Origin of the sequence: Enterocloster lavalensis (assembly GCF_046603895.1) — a bacterium.
GTDB lineage: Bacteria > Bacillota > Clostridia > Lachnospirales > Lachnospiraceae > Enterocloster > Enterocloster lavalensis.
The window spans coordinates 3,032,995-3,051,253 of the sequence record NZ_CP176637.1 but is presented as its reverse complement, the minus strand read 5'-3'; the positions used below and the strand labels follow the sequence as shown (position 1 = coordinate 3,051,253).

Annotated in this window: 15 protein-coding genes; 3 read left to right on the top strand and 12 right to left on the bottom strand. The window is 54.9% G+C overall.

Annotated features, from left to right (window positions below; all coding sequences use genetic code 11):
• Window positions 1–265: 265 nt before the first annotated feature.
• On the top strand, window positions 266–1,648 hold the full coding sequence (locus ACK2JC_RS13550; RefSeq protein WP_320937648.1) for an MATE family efflux transporter: 1,383 nt from the start codon (window positions 266–268) through the stop codon (window positions 1,646–1,648).
• A 10-nt stretch (window positions 1,649–1,658) separates the two neighbouring features.
• Here the strand turns inward: ACK2JC_RS13550 and ACK2JC_RS13545 are convergent, their stop codons facing one another.
• On the bottom strand, window positions 1,659–2,294 hold the full coding sequence (locus ACK2JC_RS13545; protein WP_092362482.1) for a hypothetical protein: 636 nt from the start codon (window positions 2,292–2,294) through the stop codon (window positions 1,659–1,661).
• A gap of 251 nt (window positions 2,295–2,545) precedes the next feature.
• Window positions 2,546–3,880 (bottom strand): NADP-specific glutamate dehydrogenase, encoded by a 1,335-nt coding sequence (gene gdhA / locus ACK2JC_RS13540; RefSeq protein ID WP_092362480.1) that lies wholly within the window; start codon window positions 3,878–3,880, stop codon window positions 2,546–2,548.
• 433 nt (window positions 3,881–4,313) lie between these two features.
• Between gdhA and ACK2JC_RS13535 the strand changes: the two genes are divergently transcribed.
• Window positions 4,314–4,907, top strand: coding sequence for a biotin transporter BioY (locus ACK2JC_RS13535; RefSeq protein ID WP_092362478.1), 594 nt, complete (start codon window positions 4,314–4,316; stop codon window positions 4,905–4,907).
• 173 nt (window positions 4,908–5,080) lie between these two features.
• On the opposite strand, the gene ACK2JC_RS13530 is transcribed toward ACK2JC_RS13535, so the two are convergent.
• The 10 genes from ACK2JC_RS13530 to adhE all read right to left on the bottom strand — a co-directional run bounded on the left by ACK2JC_RS13530 (window position 5,081) and on the right by adhE (window position 16,005).
• The gene (locus ACK2JC_RS13530; protein ID WP_320937649.1) at window positions 5,081–5,770 is read right to left on the bottom strand and encodes an L-ribulose-5-phosphate 4-epimerase; all 690 of its coding nucleotides are present in this window, start codon (window positions 5,768–5,770) and stop codon (window positions 5,081–5,083) included.
• A gap of 15 nt (window positions 5,771–5,785) precedes the next feature.
• On the bottom strand, window positions 5,786–6,634 hold the full coding sequence (locus tag ACK2JC_RS13525) for an L-ribulose-5-phosphate 3-epimerase (RefSeq protein ID WP_320937650.1): 849 nt from the start codon (window positions 6,632–6,634) through the stop codon (window positions 5,786–5,788).
• A 15-nt stretch (window positions 6,635–6,649) separates the two neighbouring features.
• Window positions 6,650–7,543, bottom strand: coding sequence for an HAD-IA family hydrolase (locus tag ACK2JC_RS13520; RefSeq protein ID WP_320937651.1), 894 nt, complete (start codon window positions 7,541–7,543; stop codon window positions 6,650–6,652).
• Entirely contained in the window at window positions 7,540–8,589 is a 1,050-nt protein-coding gene (locus ACK2JC_RS13515) for a hypothetical protein (protein ID WP_227169519.1), read from the bottom strand. Before ACK2JC_RS13515 ends, ACK2JC_RS13520 begins: the two co-directional genes overlap by 4 nt.
• 22 nt (window positions 8,590–8,611) lie before the next feature.
• Entirely contained in the window at window positions 8,612–9,400 is a 789-nt protein-coding gene (locus tag ACK2JC_RS13510) for a DeoR/GlpR family DNA-binding transcription regulator (RefSeq protein ID WP_007705742.1), read from the bottom strand.
• Between the two features lie 141 nt (window positions 9,401–9,541).
• Entirely contained in the window at window positions 9,542–9,832 is a 291-nt protein-coding gene (locus tag ACK2JC_RS13505; protein ID WP_267903017.1) for a PTS sugar transporter subunit IIB, read from the bottom strand.
• Window positions 9,833–9,862: 30 nt separating this feature from the next.
• Complete coding sequence (locus ACK2JC_RS13500; protein WP_118754244.1) at window positions 9,863–11,338, bottom strand: PTS ascorbate transporter subunit IIC; 1,476 nt, start codon at window positions 11,336–11,338, stop codon at window positions 9,863–9,865.
• A gap of 78 nt (window positions 11,339–11,416) precedes the next feature.
• A complete protein-coding gene (locus ACK2JC_RS13495) occupies window positions 11,417–11,872 on the bottom strand; it encodes a PTS sugar transporter subunit IIA (RefSeq protein ID WP_107435940.1) in 456 nt (151 codons plus the stop codon).
• Window positions 11,873–11,899: 27 nt separating this feature from the next.
• Window positions 11,900–12,958, bottom strand: coding sequence for an L-ascorbate 6-phosphate lactonase (ulaG, locus tag ACK2JC_RS13490; protein ID WP_368271170.1), 1,059 nt, complete (start codon window positions 12,956–12,958; stop codon window positions 11,900–11,902).
• Window positions 12,959–13,392: 434 nt separating this feature from the next.
• Window positions 13,393–16,005 carry a bifunctional acetaldehyde-CoA/alcohol dehydrogenase gene (gene adhE / locus ACK2JC_RS13485; RefSeq protein ID WP_320937652.1) on the bottom strand — a complete coding sequence of 871 codons (2,613 nt, stop codon included), beginning with the start codon at window positions 16,003–16,005 and terminating at the stop codon, window positions 13,393–13,395.
• Window positions 16,006–16,258: 253 nt separating this feature from the next.
• On the opposite strand from adhE, the gene ACK2JC_RS13480 reads away from it, so the two are divergent.
• Entirely contained in the window at window positions 16,259–18,259 is a 2,001-nt protein-coding gene (locus ACK2JC_RS13480; RefSeq protein ID WP_411338501.1) for a BglG family transcription antiterminator, read from the top strand.

The window sequence follows — 18,259 nt, the reverse complement described above, 5'->3', positions numbered from 1 at the left end:
ATTCAGCCCCGGGCGTCTGTCTGTGATTCTATTATAGAGGTGTTGGCAGAAAATGTCACCTGGGTTTCAAAAATTTTCTGATATTTCAAAGGATAACCAATGATCATTTTCAGGTTCGGGTTCTTGACGGAAATTGTTTTGCAGTAGTATACTGATATTAATTGTAAACAGCAGATTCCCCGCCGGAACAGCCGTCCGAAAGGGGAATCTGTTATTTTACTGCCGTTATCGGCAGTTCGATCATGCGAAAGACGAGGTATGTTTTATGTCAGATAATTCACAGAATCGCGAAAATCCGCTCGGCAGCCAGCCGATCAACCGCCTGTTGGTGCGCTTTGCGGTCCCCAGCATCATCGCCATGCTGGTCAGCGCCCTCTACAACATTGTGGACCAGTTTTATATCGGCAGAAGCGTGGGAATCTTGGGAAACGCGGCCACCAACGTGGCGTTTCCCCTGACCATCACCTGCACCGCGGTGTCCCTGATGTGCGGCATCGGCGGCGCGGCCAATTTCAACCTGTCCATGGGGCGCGGAAAGCGGGACGAGGCGGTGCGCTACGCCGGAAACGCCATCATGCTGCTGTTCTCCATCGGCGTTTTGCTCTGCCTGACCGTGCGGCTGTTTCTGCGGCCCATGATGGTGCTGTTCGGGGCCACGCCGGACGTGTTGGACTACTCCCTGACCTACACCGGGATTACCTCTCTGGGATTTCCCTTCCTGATTCTCACCACCGGTGGATCCAACCTGATCCGCGCGGACGGAAGCCCGCGGTTTTCCATGCTGTGCACGCTGACGGGCGCGGTTTTGAACACGATTCTGGATCCGTTGTTCATCTTCACCTTCCACATGGGGATGGCGGGAGCCGCCCTGGCTACGATCATCGGCCAGATCATCTCCGGCATCATGGTGATCGCCTATCTGTGCCGCTTTAAGACGGTCAAGCTGACCCTTAAGGCCCTTGTGCCCTCCCCGGAACACTGCCGGGCTATTCTCTCCCTTGGCATGGCGCCCTGCTTTAACCAGCTGGCGATGATGATCGTGCAGATTGTGATGAACAATATCCTGCGCTACTACGGAGCCCAGTCCAACTACGGCAGCGAGATTCCGCTGGCCTGCGCCGGGATCATTACCAAGGTGAATATGATCTTCTTCTCCCTGGTGATCGGGCTGTCCCAGGGCCTTCAGCCCATTGTCAGCTTCAACTACGGAGCTGCAAAATACAAGCGGGTGCGGGAGTCTTACTTAAAAGCGGCGGTGATTGCCACCACCATTTCCACCTGCTCCTTCCTATGCTTTCAGCTGTTCCCCCGTCAGATCATCCGCATCTTCGGGTCCGGCAGCGAGGAATACTACCACTTTGCGGAGCAGTATTTCCGCATCTTCCTGTTTTTCACCTTCCTGAACGGAATCCAGCCCATCACGGCCAACTTCTTCACTTCCATCGGCAAGGCGAAAAAGGGAATCTTTATCTCCCTGACCCGGCAGATACTGTTCCTGCTGCCGCTGATCATCATCCTGCCCATGTTTTTCGGCATCGACGGGGTCATGTACTCCGCCCCGGTGGCGGATCTGACGGCCGCGGCGCTGGCGGTGGTCTTTATGACGCGGGAGATGCGCGGTATGAAGGGGATGCAGGGGGTAGACTGAGGCCCGGTCTCTAAAGATCCGTCTGCACCACCCCGTCCACTACCCACTGCCCCTGATCGTTCACCTGATAACCGTCCGGTGTGACAGTATCGGCATACATCACGCCGTTCCCGTCAAAGCAGTAGCATTTGTGGTTGATCCAGGACCATTCGCCTATGATATAGGTGCCGTTATCCCGGATATAACGCCAGCCCTGGTCCTCCACCCAGCCCCGCTGCTCCGCTCTTCCCACGGACTTGTCAAAGGCCTGGCCGTTTTCCGCCAGCGGAATCCGTCCCCTGGGTGTGTCCGGGTTCGCCTTGCCGAAATCATAGGCGTAGCTGGAACGATACGCCCCTGCCGTCTCGCCGGTCCGGCGGGTCTGGACCATTCCGTCCACCGTCCACGCGCCCTGTCCGTTCACCTGACAGCCGTCGGGCGTCACCGTGTCGGTCAGCAGGCTGTATAACTGAAAATAGTAGCACTCCGCCGAGCCGTCCCGGTTTCCGTCAATCCAGTACCAGCCGTCCCGCAGATTGCCGTCGTTGGCACTGTAACCCCACTCTCCCAATGCGTTCACCCACCAGTAGTTTTCCGCGTAGGCGCTAAACCCTGTAAACAGGGAAATCGTTGCGGCAAGCAGCAATATGTTTCGCAATTTTCTCATGATTTCCTCCTTCTTTCCCGGTCATACGTTTCGCCGGACCATTTTGTTCCCCAGTGTCTTACCTACAGTTTAATGCATTTTTACCCCACAATCATCTTACAAATCCTGTTGTGTTTCTTAAATTTCTTTGAATAGCGGCCCGCTGGCTGTACCCGAAGCATCGTCCAGACAAAAAAAACCGCCCGGCAGAGCAGCAACGCTCCCCGGGCATTTTCCTGATGGATTCTATGATCTGAATTGTTCCGTTCAATTTACACAATTCCCTGTGCCATCATCGCTTCCACAACCTTCTCAAAGCCCGCGATGTTGGCGCCTGCAACATAGTTGCCCGGCACGCCGTAGCGCTCGGCCGCGTCAGCCGCCTTGGCGAAGATGTTGACCATGATGCCGTGCAGCTTCTCATCCACTTCCTCAAAGCTCCAGGACATTCTCAGGGAGTTCTGGCTCTGCTCCAGGCCGGAGGTGGCTACGCCGCCTGCGTTGGCCGCCTTGCCGGGCATGAACAGGATCTTTTTCTCCACAAACAGCTCGGTGGCTTCCAGGGTGGAAGGCATGTTTGCGCCCTCGGCCACGGCGAAGCAGCCGTTTGCCAGCAGGGTCTTCGCGTCCTCGCCGTTTAACTCGTTCTGGGTCGCGCAGGGAAGGGCGATGTCGCAGGGGATGGTCCAGATTCCCTTGCCCTCGGTGTAAACCGCGGTGGGAACTGCGTCCACATACTCCTTAATGCGTCCTCTCTTCACTTCCTTGATCTCCTTCACCACATCCAGCTTGATGCCGTCCTTATCGTAGATGTATCCGTTGGAGTCGCTCATGGCCACCACCTTGGCGCCCAGCTGCTGAACCTTCTCGGTGGCGTAGATTGCCACGTTTCCGGAACCGGAAACCAGCACGGTCTTGCCTGCCAGCTCCTTGCCGTTGTGCTTTAACATCTCATTTAAGATGTAGATCAGGCCGTAGCCCGTAGCCTGGGTTCTGGCCAGGGAGCCGCCGAAGGTCAGGCCCTTGCCGGTCAGCACGCCCTCATACAGTCCGGTGATTCTCTTGTACTGCCCGTACAGGTAGCCCACTTCTCTGCCGCCCACGCCGATGTCGCCGGCCGGGATATCCGTGTCCTTGCCAATGTGACGGTACAGCTCGGTCATAAAGCTCTGGCAGAACGCCATCACCTCGCGGTCGGATTTACCCTTGGGATCGAAGTTGGAACCGCCCTTGCCGCCGCCCATGGGAAGGCCGGTGAGGGAATTCTTCAGGGTCTGCTCAAAACCGAGGAATTTCAGGATGCCCTGGTTGACGCTGGGATGAAAACGCAGTCCGCCCTTGTAGGGTCCGATGGCGCTGTTGAACTGAACGCGGTATCCCTTGTTCACCTGCACGTTTCCATTGTCGTCCACCCACGGCACGCGGAAGGAAATCACCCGCTCCGGCTCCACAAAGCGCTCCAGAACTCCGGCCTTGCGGTATTTGTCCTCATTTGCGTCAATCACCAGCTTTAAGGAATCCAAAACCTCCTTAACGGCCTGGTGGAACTCCGGCTCACCCGGATTCTGCGCCACTACTCTCTCGTAAATCTCATCAACATAAGACATCCTCTAGCCCTCCTTGTAATATGTTATGCAGTATCTTCCGTGCCTACTCTTCAATCCGTCACACACGTTAGGAAAAATTATAACAAGTTAACTTGTTAAAGTCAATAAATATGTAAACAGAATTAATTGCTTAATTTCGTTTATTTACCGTGAAATTTACGGTACAATGCCCTTAAATCCGCAGTTTGAACGATTCCAGCGTAGAAGTCCTCTTATTTTAACCCTTTCCGCTCTGTCTGCCGTCTGCGCAGGTTTTTACACTTGGTGAAAATCGGATCAGGCCCTCAACCAAATGTCAACCTATTAAATTTTATAGGTTGACATTTTGCGTTGCACGTGATATTTTAAATCTGTGCTGTAATCAACCCTTGCGCTGTTTGGCGGGCCCGGCACACCTTTATACCCATAATTTTCCATAGGAAAGGAACCTCATATGAGCACTACCGCTGCCAAAACCAATGAAACCGTCAAATCCCGCATGTCCACCCGCGACATCGTGCTGATCGGCATGTTTGCCGCCCTGCTGGCCGCCTTCTCCCAGATTTCCCTGCCCATGCCCACCGGCGTGCCCATCACCATTCAGGCCTTCGGCGTGGCTCTGGTCGGCGTGGTACTGGGTTGGAAGCGGGCCCTGTTCTCCACCATCGTTTACATATTGCTGGGAGCCGTTGGGCTTCCGGTGTTCGCCAATTTCCAGGGCGGGCTGAGGGTGATCACCGGCCTGACCGGAGGGTATATTCTTGCCTGGCCAGTGATGGCCGCTCTCTGCGGCGCTTCAATCCCCGTAAAAAGCGCCAGCGCGCCCGTGAGCCTGTTTTTTTCCATCGTACTGTCCGTAACCGGCATGCTGGTCATGGAGGCCGCAGGGGGGCTTCAGTGGGCCCTGCTGGCGGGCGACAAGTCCTTCGGCATGATCATGGCCTACTCCTTCACCGCCTTCATCCCCAAGGACACGGCATTAACCATCGCCGCGGTAATCGCAGGGCGGCAGATCCGCCGGACGCTGGTGAGGGGCGGATTTATCTGACCGGTGATTTGCAGACCGGACGTTTTTCACTATTATTGTGGTATATATCAAAAAGGCCGGTGTAGGTCCCGGCGGTATCAAACCGCCAGACTCACACCGGCTTTTTGCTTCATTCTAATTCTGATTTGTCCAGATTCCGCCGCATTTGGCCGCTGGCGCGGCCCCGCCAGCTCCTACTTCTGCCCGTAATACGCGTTCGGTCCGTGCTTTCTCAGATAGTGCTTGTCCTGCAGCTCCTGGGGCGCGGGCTGTACCTGGGGATTCACCATCTCGCAGCGGCAGGCCATCATCGCCACGTTTTCCAGCACAACGGCGTTGTGCACTGCCTCGTGGGCATTTTTCCCCCAGGTGAAGGGGCCGTGGTTCTTGCACAGAACCGCAGGCATAGCCACGTAATCCTTATCCTTAAAATACTCTGCAATCAGCACGCCCGTGTTCTTCTCGTAGGCCTCCTCGATCTCCTCCCTGGTCAGATTCCGCACGCAGGGGATTTCCCCATACATATAATCCGCGTGGGTGGTCCCGTAGCAGGGGATTCCCCGGCCGGCCTGAGCCCAGCTGGTAGCCCAGGGGGAATGGGTGTGCACGATTCCTCCGATGTTCGGAAACGCCTTATACAGCTCAACATGGGTGGCTGTGTCCGAGGAGGGGTTCATCTCTCCCTCCACCCGGTTTCCGTCCAGATCCACCACCACCATGTCCTCCGATCTCAGCTTATCGTAGTCCACGCCGCTGGGTTTGATCACAAACAGCCCGCTCTCACGGTCGATGCCGCTGACATTTCCCCAGGTGAAGGTCACCAGATTGTACCTGGGAAGCAGCATATTTGCCTCGTATACTTCTTTTTTTAATTGCTCCAGCATTTTGATCATTCCTCCCTATTCCGGCTGGCGGTCCAGAATCGCAGCCATCCGGCCGCGGGCGTCCGCCAGGTCCGCTCTCCACTCTGTGTTCCCGGTGTACCAGAATTCCGTCACAAATTTCCGAACGCCCAGCTCCCAGGCCACCGCGATCCCTTCCTCAAAGTCCACATGGCCGGTCCCAAAGGGAATCTCCCGGAATTTACCTGGCACCGTCTCCTTCAAATGCATGGCGACCAGATGGCCCGTTCCGGTGCGCAGGTCGCCGGCCACCTGAGTCCCGTAGGTCTTGGCCGCGTTGGTAATATTTCCCAAATCCGGGTAGACGTTCAGATAGGTGCTGTTCACGCGGTTCACATAATTCATGGCCTTTTCCACCGTGTTCATGAACTCCGTCTCCATGGTCTCAAAGCCCATGGTCACACCGGCCTTGGCCGCCATGTGCACGGCCTTTTCCAGATTCTTCCCAAACCGCTCCACCGTCTCCGGCGTGGACGGATCATAGTACACGTCGTACCCGGCCAGCTGGATGATCCGGATTCCCAAATCCTCCGCCAGGCGGATGGCCTTCTCCATGATCTCCATGCCTCTACGGCAGGTCTCCGGGTCGGAACTGCCCAGGGGGTACTTCCGGTGGCCGGACAGGCACATGGTGCGGATGGGCACCCCGGTCTCCGCCATCAGGCGCACCAGCTCCAGCCGTTCCTCTGCGCTCATATCCAGCCGGGCCAGCTTCTGGTCCGTCTCGTCTATGCTGATCTCCACAAAATCAAAATCCGCATCCCGGGCCGCCTCCAGCTTTTCCCGCCAGGAAAGCGTCCCCGGCATGGCCTTCTCATAAAGGCCCAGGGTATAACTTTTCTTCATATTCGTCCTCCTTGTCTACCGGTTTGGGGCGTTCATTTCCCGCACCAGCTTAGGCAGATCATAAAAGCTGGTGAGCGCCGTCACACCGGCCGGAACTGCCGGGGCCGGAGCTAACGCGCCCGCCGCAACCGCCAGGGCCGGGGCCAACGCGCCCGCCGCAACCGCCGGGGCCGGGGCCAACGCGCCCGCCGCAACTGCCAGAGCCGGAGCCAATGCGCCCGCCGCAACCGCCGGGGCCGGGGCTAACGCGCCCGCCGCCGGCACCGTTTCTCCGCCGGTCCCTTTCCGGGCGCTCCCCGGCGCATACAAAAACGCCTGCAGACCGGCATCCATTGCTCCCCGCACATCCTTTGCGAGGCTGTCGCCGATAAACAGGCATTCGCCTGCCGGAACGCCCGCCTTCCTGACGCATTCAAGAAACAGCCGGGGATTGGGCTTCTCCGCGCCCACCTCCTCGCTGGTCGTGATAAAATCAATATAGGGGGCCGCTCCCAGCCGTTCCAGCTTTTTGTACTGAATATAGGCGGTCATGTCCGTTCCCACTCCCAGGGTCAGCCCGGCGGCCTTAAGCGCCTCCATGGCCTCCAAAAGCCCCGGCTCCGGTTTGGCCGACGCAAGCAGCGCGTCCCAGTAACAATGGTACAGATTCAAAGCATGGGGAAACAACGGTTTCCCCATGAGCTCCAGTATCACCTGCATACGGATCAACCGGTTGTGTATGGCCGCCGTGTCGGTCCCGACCCGGTCCTCGGCCAGTTTTTTACCTTTTTTGAATTTATCCAGAAACTCCCCTTCTGTGATGCCGAACTGTTCCTTTGCGTACGCGCAGAGCGCCGCCATGCCGGCTTGATTCCCGGTTTTGAAGCTGTACATTGTATTGTCAATGTCAAAAATAATCGTCTTAATCATGGCTCCAGCGTATACATCGCCACCTCGTCGATCTCCCGGTTGGCGGATATGATAACGTCCTTTCCATCCTTCACATAATGGTACACATTGGCGGAACCGCAGTCCTCATCCACCAGCTCGCTCCGATAAAGTCCCTTTTCTGTATCGTAGGAAAATGCGATGAGATTCCGCTTGCCTCCCCGGTGTCCCACCACCACCTGGGGGATACCGCAGAGCATACCGCCGTAGATGGAGTGCACGAACTGCGCGCTCTCCTCATACTGGTATACCTTAACAAACGCTCCGTTTTCTCTCTTGTAAATGCTGATGCAGTCCCCGTGGAAGGGCGACAGCACAGCCAGCTCCTTCTCCCCGTCCTCATCCAGGTCCAGCAGCACCGCATCGCTGGCCGGAGTCTCAAGCAGGGTTCGGATCTCCCAATCCCCTCCCGGCTGCGCCGGAGGAATAAACTGGAACACGCCCTGCTCCGCGGAAATCACAGAGGTCTGCACGCCCTCGTCCTCCACCCGGTAATAGCCGTGGTTCTTTACCAGGCCGTCCCGAATCACCGAAAGCTCCAGCTGGTGATCCTGGTCAAACCCGCTCAGATCCTCGGGGAGCACCGCGGCATACACCTTGCCCGGATGGCTCCAGTCGTCCTTGTGCTCGTGGCCGGATTTCAGGGCGCAGGCGATCAGGTAGCGCACGCCTCCCCTCTGCAGGATATCAAAGCGGTGCACAAAGGGCAGATCCACCAGCGTGCGGATCTCCCAGTCCCCCTTCCCTTTCGGGGTGGCGATCACGATCTTCGCCTCTTTGGAGTCGTTGGGGGAGTAAAACCTGTGGGTGGCCAGAAACTGGCCGTCGCTGCCCGGCACCTGCACCATGGTCATGACGCCGCCCGGCTCGCTCCACACCGTGTCCTCCACAGTTCCGTCAGCGTCAAATAAGAGACAGCGGTCCACCTTCTCCGCAGCCACCAGGAAATGTTCCCTGCCCTGGTAGAACAGCGGCGCGATGGAATAACATTTTGTCAGGTTGGAAATTACCTTTTTTTGTATTTTCATGATTGAATACTGCCTTTCGCGGCTACATTCCAAAATCCAGATCGAAATCCTTCTTTCTCACCACGTGGACCTTTACGCCCCTTCGCCGGATTGCCTCCAACTCGTCCTCGGGCGCAAGCTCGTCGGTGATCAGATCCGTGATGGACTCAACGCCGCAGTTGCGGAAATTGCTCACCGCGCCCACCTTGCTGTGGTCCGCGATAATATAACGGCTGCCGATGGTTTGTTCCAGCATCAGCGCGTTGATATTCGCCTCGTTAAACAGCGAGGAAGCGATTCCGTTCCGGTAGGATATGCTCTTACAGCCTATTATACATTTTTTTGGATGAATGGCCTGGATATTGCGCACCGCATAGTCTCCCACCATGGAGGCCTTGGGGTAGCGCACTTCCCCTCCGGTGAGAATAATATTCACACCGGGCTGGCGTTTGGCATGAATCGCCTTGCCGTTGTTGGTGATCACCGTCACATTCTGGGCCTCCACGTACTCCAGGACCTGAAGGGCATTGCTGCTGGTGTTCATAAACAGAATATCCTTGTCCTCGATCAGGGTGGCCGTGTACTTGGCGATCAGGGTCCGGTAAATGTTGATCTCGTCCAGGGCCTGCTCTTCCGACTTGTTCGCCGTAGCTCCTCCATAAAACCGAACGATCTTTTTCCGGTCTTCCAAAAATTGCAGATCCCTGCGTATGGTGATGGGGGAAACGTTAAAAAGCTCCGCCAGCTGATCGACTCTCACTTCCGGATTGTTGTTAACTGTCTCCAGTATGCTTTTACGTCGATTCTCGACAAATGACCGTTCGCGTTTCATAGGTGTACCTCACTTTTCATGTTGCACCCATTATAACACAACCGCCCGGTTCGTAAAAGACCTCGCCAGTTATTCTTAAATCACCCGCCGGCCCAGCCTCAAACAAATTGGCGGGCCGGCGGGTGCTCATTACCGTATCAGTCAGATCATTCCGCTTTCTTTCAACTTCTGCTCCATCTCGTCCTTGGACAGAACATTTTTCAGGCCGATTACCCTGGTTCCCTTTTTCTCAGCGTCCTTGAACATATCGATGAAGTTCAGGGGACAGAACACGATATCATACTGAGTCGCGGCGCTCTTGCCCTCGGAGAGAGAGCAGTGATGCATTTTTCCAACCTTAATGTTCAGCGCTTTTACCACCTTGTCAGCGGTCATTTTCATCATCAGACTGGTTCCTGCGCCATTTGCACAACATACCATAATATTCAACATATCGATCCTTACCTCCTCAGAATCCCTTCATTAATTGTTCTGTTTCTCTTTTAACGCCTTGTACGCCTCATAGTCCTCAGTCATCAGGAAATACCCCTCTTTATCCTTGCGGTACTGGATCTGCGGAATTGCCAGCAGACCGATCACCACGATGGCGATGCCCACATAGGGGATGAACTTCATAATTGCGGTCATGGCCGGCCACAGAATCGCCCAGTCGAACATTCCCAGATAACCGCCGTAGGCTGCCATTCCCACCCAGTAGGCGATAAACGCGGAGCCAAACACCTGGCACAGGCCGGAGATGAAAGGCAGTACCAGCGCGGCCTTCATGCCGCCCTTGTTATTAGCATACACGGCGATGGTGGCATTGTCAAAGAATACGGGCACGAATCCGGCGATTACCAGAACCGGGCTCTTTAACAGAATCAGAACGCCGATGGCCAGGAACTGTCCCACCGCGCCTGCCAAAAAGCCTAAGGGAACTGCGTTGGGGGAACCAAAACCGTATGTAACCGCACAGTCCACGCCGGGAACGGAACCGGGAAGCAGCTTATCCGCAATACCCTGGAAGGACTGGGTCAGCTCGGTCACGAAGGTACGGACGCCCAGCTGCAGGATCGCCAGATAAACGGCAAAGTTCAGACAAACCGTAATAATATAGAACAGGAAGCTCTGTCCCTCTTTCATAAATCCGGCGGTAATCAGATAATCCTTGCCCAGCACCATCAGGATCCCGCCGAAGAACAGCAGCATAAGCAGAGAGGTGCAGACCATGTTTTCATTGAAAATGGACATGAAGCCCGGAAGCTCGATATCTTCAATTCGTTTGGATTTCTTTTTGCCCTTCTTGCTCATCCGGTCCGCGACCCATGAGAAGAACGCCACGCCGAACATCTGCTGATGTGCGATACAGAAACCCGCTCCGTCCGTCAGCTCCTGGGTGGGTTTGATGGTCAGGTTGGAGCCAACGGCCCAGTAGCAGCCCAGGATCAGCGCCATAACGATCAGAATCGCCGTATTGTTGGTCAGGAAGGGACATGCGAACAGGATCAGCCAGAACGCGGTGGACGCCTGCTGCACCTGCACATGGCCGGTGGTAAACAGGGCGCGCAGCTTGGTGTACTTGCTGAAACGCACCAGCAGGATGTTCACGATGAATGCGATTAAAAGCAGCATCATAACCTGTGAAAATTTCTGCCCAAACACTTCTTCCACGCCCGCGGTAACCGCGTTCTGCCCGAAGTAGGGATCGATTACCATTGCGTCCAGATTAAAACGGTCCTTCAGTCCCACCAGAACGGGGCGGAAGTTGCTGACCAGCCCGCCGGAGCCAACTGCCAGAATCATATACCCAACGATTGCCTTGATACCGCCGCCCAGCACATCGTACCAGGGCTTCTTGAGCAGTATGTAACCAATGATAACAATCAGGCCAATCATAAACGCGGGCTGCTGCAGAATGTTTGTTGCAAAATATGACCATATGTTCATTAAAATATCCATATAAATCCCCCTATTCAACCTCGTCATCAACCGTAAGGCTGATGAAACGTGAAGTATTTTCTGAATGCGTCAAAATGGTTAATCCAGGTACTTTTCCTGTATTGCTAAGAGATCCTCCGGTGTGCGGGCAGCTTTCAGGGCATCCGCCACCCCGTCCGTCATCAGCATCTCGGACAGCTTTACCATATTCGCCATATGCTGGTCCGAATCGCTGGCCGCCAGGGTGAAAAACAGTGTGGCGTCCTTCTCCGGATCACCGGGATCAAAGCTCACCGGCTTTTCCAGCTTCATAAAACCGATCGCAGTCTTGTTTACATTCGCCGACCCCTCCTGGGAATGGGGCATCGCCACATCCGGCATAATGATGATGTACGGGCCGTACTTTTCCACGCAGCGGATAATCTCCTCCGCGTACTGGGCGTTAACCGTACCGTCTGCCTCCAGACTCTCACAGCTCATTCGGACGGCTTCCTGCCAGGTTTCAGCGCCCGTGGCAAATTTATAATGTTTCTTCTCAACGAACTCTCTTAACATCTTAAATACCCCTCTACAGTCAAACAGTTACAGAATGGAACGGAACGGAACGTTGGGTTCCTCGGTAAAGCAATCCTCAAAACCTCTGCGGTAGTGGTACTGCAATTTATCCCGGTCCAGAGGCCACACATACTTGCCGCCCACATCCCAGATGAACGGATGGAACTGGTAATCCAGCACGTGCTTCTTGTAGTTATAGAGCAGCATGATCTCCTGGGGATCGGCCTTAAAGTTGGTCCATACGTCGTAGTGGAACGGGATCACAACCTTACAGCGCAGGGCCTCGGCCATTCTCAAAATGTCCACGGAGGTCATCTTGTCCTGGCAGCCCGCCGGGTTCTCGCCGTAGGAACCCAGGGCGATGTCGATGTCGTAGTCCTTGCCGTGTTTGGCGTAGTAGGTGGAGTAGTGGGAATCTCCGCTGTGGTAAACATTTCCAGCCAGGGTCTTGATCAGGTAGTTCACAGCCTTCTCATCCATATTAGTGGGGCAGACGCCGCGCACGTCCTCCTCCACGGTCACCAGGCAGGTCCGGTCAAAGGAATCCAGCACCACGATCTCACAATCCTTCACCTTCACCACATCCCCCGGCTTCACCACCCTGCAGCGGTCTCCCGGAACGCCGTAGCTCAGCCATTTCTCAACACTTTCTTTCGGCCCGATGAAAGGCACGTCATCCGCACAGTTCTGCATCACAGCGGCCGCAAAGAACGGATCGATATGATCGTTGTGATAGTGGGTGGAGAGAACTGCGTCCACCTTAGTCACCGCAAAGGGATCGTACACAATCGGAGCGGCGCGCAGGTTGGGCTGGGTGTTTCTTCCTCCGGTCATGTTGCGCATCTGGTGGAAGGGCGCCATCTCCTTGTTCTTCTGGGTGCGCTTACCGTTCCCAAACCACAGATCAATGGCAATGTTGGTGTCGTTCTCCGTCTTGAACCACATTCCCGTGCAGCCGATCCACCACATCGCGAAGGTGCCGGGCTGAACCACCTCGTTGTCGATCTCCTCGTTCAGCCAGGTCCCCCACTCCGGGAACGCGCCCAAAACCCATTTTTCTCTTGTGAGCTCTTCAACCTTACTCATTCTGCTTATTCCTCCTTTTTAACCGCAAATCGATCATAACAATCATATATTTATCTTGTTGTTCTCTTGTGAAATCATATTATCACAGCTTTATGATTATTTAAAGTGTTTTATATGATTATTTAGTAATTTATATGATTGTTTCGTCAATATGTCCCCATAAATTTACTATATCATCGTTTTTATGCTCGTTTTATATGATCATTCTGGTTACAAGTTCAGTTATTTGTATTAATTGTATAGTGCTAATATTTTTTTAACGCAGCAAAAGGCATTTTAACCATATGGCCGTTGTGAAAATACGAAATACAGAAAAATCCCACCGGGTGCGGAATGCACGCCGCCGGGCAGAGATGCGAAGAAGCCGCCTGTAACACAACAGGCGGCCTCTCCCAAACACAAAGGATAAAGGTATTTCCCAAACGGGAATCAAATTATTTACCGTAGTAAGCTTTTAAATACATGTCCTTGATCTCGCTCATCAGCGGGTATCTCGGGTTTGCGCCGGTGCACTGGTCGTCGAATGCCTGCTCGACCATGTCGTCCAGTCTGTCTAAGAAGTCCTGCTCGTCGATACCGTACTCCTTGATGCTGGACTTGATACCAACGGCCTTCTTGAGCTCCTCGATCTTCTCGATCAGCTTCTTCACAGCCTCGGCGTCGTCCTTGGCGTTGATTCCGCAGAAGCGCGCGCACTCCGCGTATCTGGCCTGGGTGTGCGGATACTGGTACTGGGAGAAGGTTCCCATCTTGCGCGGGTTCTCATCCGCGTTGAACTCCACAACCAGGGAGATCATCAGCGCGTTTGCAACGCCGTGGGGCAGGTGGTGGAACGCGCCCAGTTTATGCGCCATGGAGTGGCATACGCCCAGGAATGCGTTGGCAAACGCCATACCGGCCATGCAGGAGGCGTCGGCCATCTTCTGGCGGGCGTCCACATTGCTCGGCTCATTGTAAGCGGTGGGCAGGTAGTCAAATACGTTCTTCATGGCCTTCAGTGCCAGGCCGTCGGTGTAGTCGGTGGCCATCACGGAAGCGTAGGCTTCCAGAGCGTGGGTCAGTACGTCAACGCCGGAAGCGCTGGTCAGACCTCTGGGCTGGCTCATCATATTGTCCGTATCCACAATCGCCATGTTGGGCAGCAGCTGGTAGTCAGCCAGCGGATACTTGATGCCGGTCTCCTGATCGGTGATAACGGCGAAGGGAGTCACCTCGGAACCTGTACCGGAGGAGGTGGGAACCGCGATAAAGGTCGCTTTCTCGCCCATCTTCGGGAAGGTGTAAACGCGCTTGCGGATATCGATGAACCGCATTGCCATATCCATGAAATCCACTTCCGGATGCTCGTACAGCACCCACATGATCTTGCCGGCGTCCATTGCGGAGCCGCCGCCCATTGCCAGGATCACGTCGGGCTCGAAATCTCTCATCAGCTTGGCGCCGGCCTGTGCGTTTGCCAGGGTCGGGTCGGGCTGCACGTCGGAGAATACGGTGTAGGTAATTCCCATCTCGGTGAGACGGTCGGTAATCGCATGGGTATAACCGTTCTTGTACAGGAAGGAGTCGGTTACGATGAACGCTCTCTTCTTGCCCATCACGTCCTTCAGCTCTTGCAGCGCTACCGGCAGGCAGCCCTTCTTAAAGTAAACCTTCTCAGGTGCACGGAACCACAGCATGTTCTCTCTCCTCTCAGCAACGGTCTTCACATTCAGTAAGTGCTTCACGCCGACGTTCTCGGAAACGGAGTTGCCGCCCCAGGAGCCGCAGCCCAGGGTCAGGGACGGAGCCAGCTTGAAGTTGTACAGGTCGCCGATGCCGCCGTGGGAGGAAGGAGTGTTGATCACGATACGGCAAGTCTTCATGCGCTCTGCGTGCTTCATGATCTTCTCGGTTTCATTGACATTCACATACAGGGAAGCGGTATGGCCGTAGCCGCCGTCCGCCACCAGGCGCTCCGCCTTAGCCAGGGCCTCCTCGAAGGTTTTAGCCTTGTACATGGCCAGCACGGGGGACAGCTTCTCGTGAGCGAACTCCTCGCTGATGTCCACGGACTCAACCTCGCCGATAAGGATCTTGGTGGCCTCGGGCACCTCAACGCCTGCCAGCTTGGCGATCTTGTATGCGGGCTGTCCAACGATCTTGGCGTTCAGCGCGCCGTTCACCAGGATGGTCTTGCGGACCTTGTCGATCTCTCCCTGCTTCAGGAAATAGCAGCCTCTGTATTCAAATTCTTTTCTGACTTCTTTGTAAATGGACTCCATCACGGTCACGGACTGCTCGGAAGCGCAGATCATGCCGTTGTCGAAGGTCTTGGAGTGGATGATGGAGCTGACGGCCATCTTGATATCCGCGGTGTCGTCGATGATAACCGGGGTATTTCCGGCGCCAACGCCCAGGGCGGGTTTGCCGGAGGAGTAAGCCGCCTTCACCATGCCGGGACCGCCGGTGGCCAGGATCAGGTCGGAATTTCTCATAACCTCGTTGGTCAGCTCCAGGGACGGAACATCGATCCAGCCGATGATTCCCGCCGGAGCGCCGGCCTTAACCGCCGCTTCCAGAACGATTCTCGCAGCCTCGATGGTGCAGTTCTTCGCACGGGGATGTGGGGAAATGATGATGGCGTTGCGGGTCTTCAAGCAGATTAAGGACTTGAAGATCGCGGTGCTGGTGGGGTTGGTGGTGGGGATAACCGCTGCGATCAGGCCGATGGGCTCTGCGATCTTCTTGATCCCGTAGGCCTTATCCTCCTCGATCACGCCAACCGTCTTGGTGTCTTTATATGCATTGTAAATGTACTCGGCCGCATAGTTGTTTTTGATCACCTTGTCCTCTACCACGCCCATGCCGGTCTCCTCAACCGCCATCTTCGCCAGGGGAAGGCGCATCTTGTCAGCCGCGCTGGCCGCCGCAAAGAAAATTTTATCGACCTGCTCCTGAGTGTAGGTCGCGAAAATCTTCTGCGCCTCGCGCATTGCGTTCATCTTCGCAACAAGTCCGTCTACGCTGTCAATGATTTCGGGAACAACCAGTTCTTTCATCTTTGCCATTTCCTTTTCCTCCATTTTCCTTGTGTTTGTGCTCGGTTTAATTCATATATTGCTAATTGATAATTAATTAACAATCTCACTGTTTGCATTATAAAGTATTGTTAAAAAAATGTCAATACAAAAATTATAGAATTTTTAATTTTTTTGCGGGCTGAATTGGGTACATTCGCCATCGGCCTTTCCGCTGGTGGAAAAATGCTTGTTTTTATGAGATAATGGCAGTACACATTCATTATAAGAAAGCGGGGTTTGTATGGCAACCGAGGATAGACGCATCGCCAAAATGTTTTATCTGCTGTCAAAAACCGGCGGATATCTAAAATCCAACGAGCTGGCGCAGATGCTTCAACTCTCTGAGCGCACGGTCAAGGGGGATATGGAACAGCTTAAAATCTTCACACGGGAAAACGGAGGCTCCCTGGAATCCGTGCGTGGCAAAGGCTACTGTCTGAAGGCGGTGGATCCGCTCCGCTTCCAGCAGGCCAAGGAGCGGGTGGAAATCCTGTTCAGCAATATCGACAAGGGTCATAAGGAAAATCAGGTCTACCACATCGCCAGAGCTGTCATGCGCTTTGAGGGAGCGGACGAGGAGGGATATTTCCGGTTAGAACAGTTGGCTGACCGGCTGTACCTGTCCCCCAGCGCAATCAAAAAAGAGATGCCAGGCGTGCGGGACTTTCTCGGATCCTTCAATCTCTCCCTGCCCGCCAGGTCGGGAAAGGGAATCCGTCTGGCGGGAGGGGAATTTAACCGGCGCCTCTGCCTTCTGGAGCTGTACGAGAATCATTTTCGTAAGCGGGTCGTCACCTTCCGGGACAGCGCTTACGAACAGGCATTTGCGGACCGGGACGACAAGGACCAAATACGCCGGTCCACCCTGGAAATCCTGCGCGCCTCGGACAACGAAGTGTTTGATATCTATGTAAACCGGCTGGTGGACTATCTCCTTTTACTGCGAAACCGGATGAAGGACGGGCACAGTCTGGAGCTGCAAGGGGACCAGTGGACCGTGTGGAAAAAAGAAATCCAAAGCTGCCGCGAATATGAACTGGCCCGGACCCTGGCTTCGGAGCTGGAACATTTTCCCGATTTCGCCGTTCATGACGACGAAGTAACTGCAATCGCTCTCCTGCTGCTTTTGTGGGGGGATTGGGACGGGGTTACCGGGCTGGCGGAACGTTTTCCCACCTTCTACCCCCAGGCTTCCCGTCTGTCCGAAGAGATTCTGGAGCAGCTGGGCAGCCGGTGGAACATCCCAATCCGGCAAATCGATCCGGAATTTGCGGAAAAGCTGACTCCAGGCGTACTGCGCATCCTGATCCAGATGCATTTCAACCTGAGCCAATGCCGCCTGGTTGGCAACTCCGTGTCGGAGAACGCCATACAGGATTCCCCGGTCGCCATGGCGCTGGCGGACGATCTGGCGGAAATCCTCTGCGGCATCTGCGGAAAGCAAATCAATGAATACAGTATTCAATTATTTGCCGTGAGTCTGTACGGGCTGATCGATTCCATCTCCTATCCCTATATTCCCAGGCGCATTCTGATCTGCGCCCGGAACGGAAAGGGAAGCGCCCAGGCGATTGCGGACGGAATCTGCCGCCGGATGGGCACCGGCTGGATTGGAAAATTGACGGTCAGCGAGCTCTATGAGGCCCGGAAGTATCCGTTTGAGGACTATGACTGCCTGATCGGCAGCTTCCGCCCCTACGCCTACCGCTACTCCTGGCCCTACACGGAAGTTCATCCGATTCTGCAGATTCAGGACTACCAGCGCATTTACCGGGAAATTCTTCTGAAGGGATACGATCTCACCAGCGTACTGTCCCTGTGCAGTTGGGATGTGGTGCAGGTGCACAAAGACTTCACTGCAAACTCGATTCAGGCCGTTCTCCAACTGCTTGCATACCAGTGGGGCCTGGATCTGGCCTGCAAGGAGAGGCTGGCCGCGTATTTGTGCGAACATCACCGCATACGAACCCATCGGCAGATCCTCACCGTACTGGTGCCCGCATGCCGCACCGGGAAACAGATTTTCGAAGTCTATCTCCTGAAAAAAGCCATCCTGTACAAGGGGGATAACGTAAAAGCGGTTCTCTTTACCGCCGTGGATTTTCACGGTTCCCCGTTTGTCCTGAGGTACCTGGAACACGCGGTCCGTTACCTGTCGGACCGTTTTGAGGATTTAACTCCCTCCCTTTCATCAAAACATCTCATGGATACTTTAACCGAAATTATCCGAAGCAGCCTGTAA

Coding starts and splice junctions, on each gene's coding strand:
- ACK2JC_RS13550 (WP_320937648.1), top strand. CDS start 266: ATGTCAGATAATTCACAGAATCGCGAAAATCCGCTCGGCAGCCAGCCG.
- ACK2JC_RS13545 (WP_092362482.1), bottom strand. CDS start 2,294: ATGAGAAAATTGCGAAACATATTGCTGCTTGCCGCAACGATTTCCCTG.
- gdhA (WP_092362480.1), bottom strand. CDS start 3,880: ATGTCTTATGTTGATGAGATTTACGAGAGAGTAGTGGCGCAGAATCCG.
- ACK2JC_RS13535 (WP_092362478.1), top strand. CDS start 4,314: ATGAGCACTACCGCTGCCAAAACCAATGAAACCGTCAAATCCCGCATG.
- ACK2JC_RS13530 (WP_320937649.1), bottom strand. CDS start 5,770: ATGCTGGAGCAATTAAAAAAAGAAGTATACGAGGCAAATATGCTGCTT.
- ACK2JC_RS13525 (WP_320937650.1), bottom strand. CDS start 6,634: ATGAAGAAAAGTTATACCCTGGGCCTTTATGAGAAGGCCATGCCGGGG.
- ACK2JC_RS13520 (WP_320937651.1), bottom strand. CDS start 7,543: ATGATTAAGACGATTATTTTTGACATTGACAATACAATGTACAGCTTC.
- ACK2JC_RS13515 (WP_227169519.1), bottom strand. CDS start 8,589: ATGAAAATACAAAAAAAGGTAATTTCCAACCTGACAAAATGTTATTCC.
- ACK2JC_RS13510 (WP_007705742.1), bottom strand. CDS start 9,400: ATGAAACGCGAACGGTCATTTGTCGAGAATCGACGTAAAAGCATACTG.
- ACK2JC_RS13505 (WP_267903017.1), bottom strand. CDS start 9,832: ATGTTGAATATTATGGTATGTTGTGCAAATGGCGCAGGAACCAGTCTG.
- ACK2JC_RS13500 (WP_118754244.1), bottom strand. CDS start 11,338: ATGGATATTTTAATGAACATATGGTCATATTTTGCAACAAACATTCTG.
- ACK2JC_RS13495 (WP_107435940.1), bottom strand. CDS start 11,872: ATGTTAAGAGAGTTCGTTGAGAAGAAACATTATAAATTTGCCACGGGC.
- ulaG (WP_368271170.1), bottom strand. CDS start 12,958: ATGAGTAAGGTTGAAGAGCTCACAAGAGAAAAATGGGTTTTGGGCGCG.
- adhE (WP_320937652.1), bottom strand. CDS start 16,005: ATGGCAAAGATGAAAGAACTGGTTGTTCCCGAAATCATTGACAGCGTA.
- ACK2JC_RS13480 (WP_411338501.1), top strand. CDS start 16,259: ATGGCAACCGAGGATAGACGCATCGCCAAAATGTTTTATCTGCTGTCA.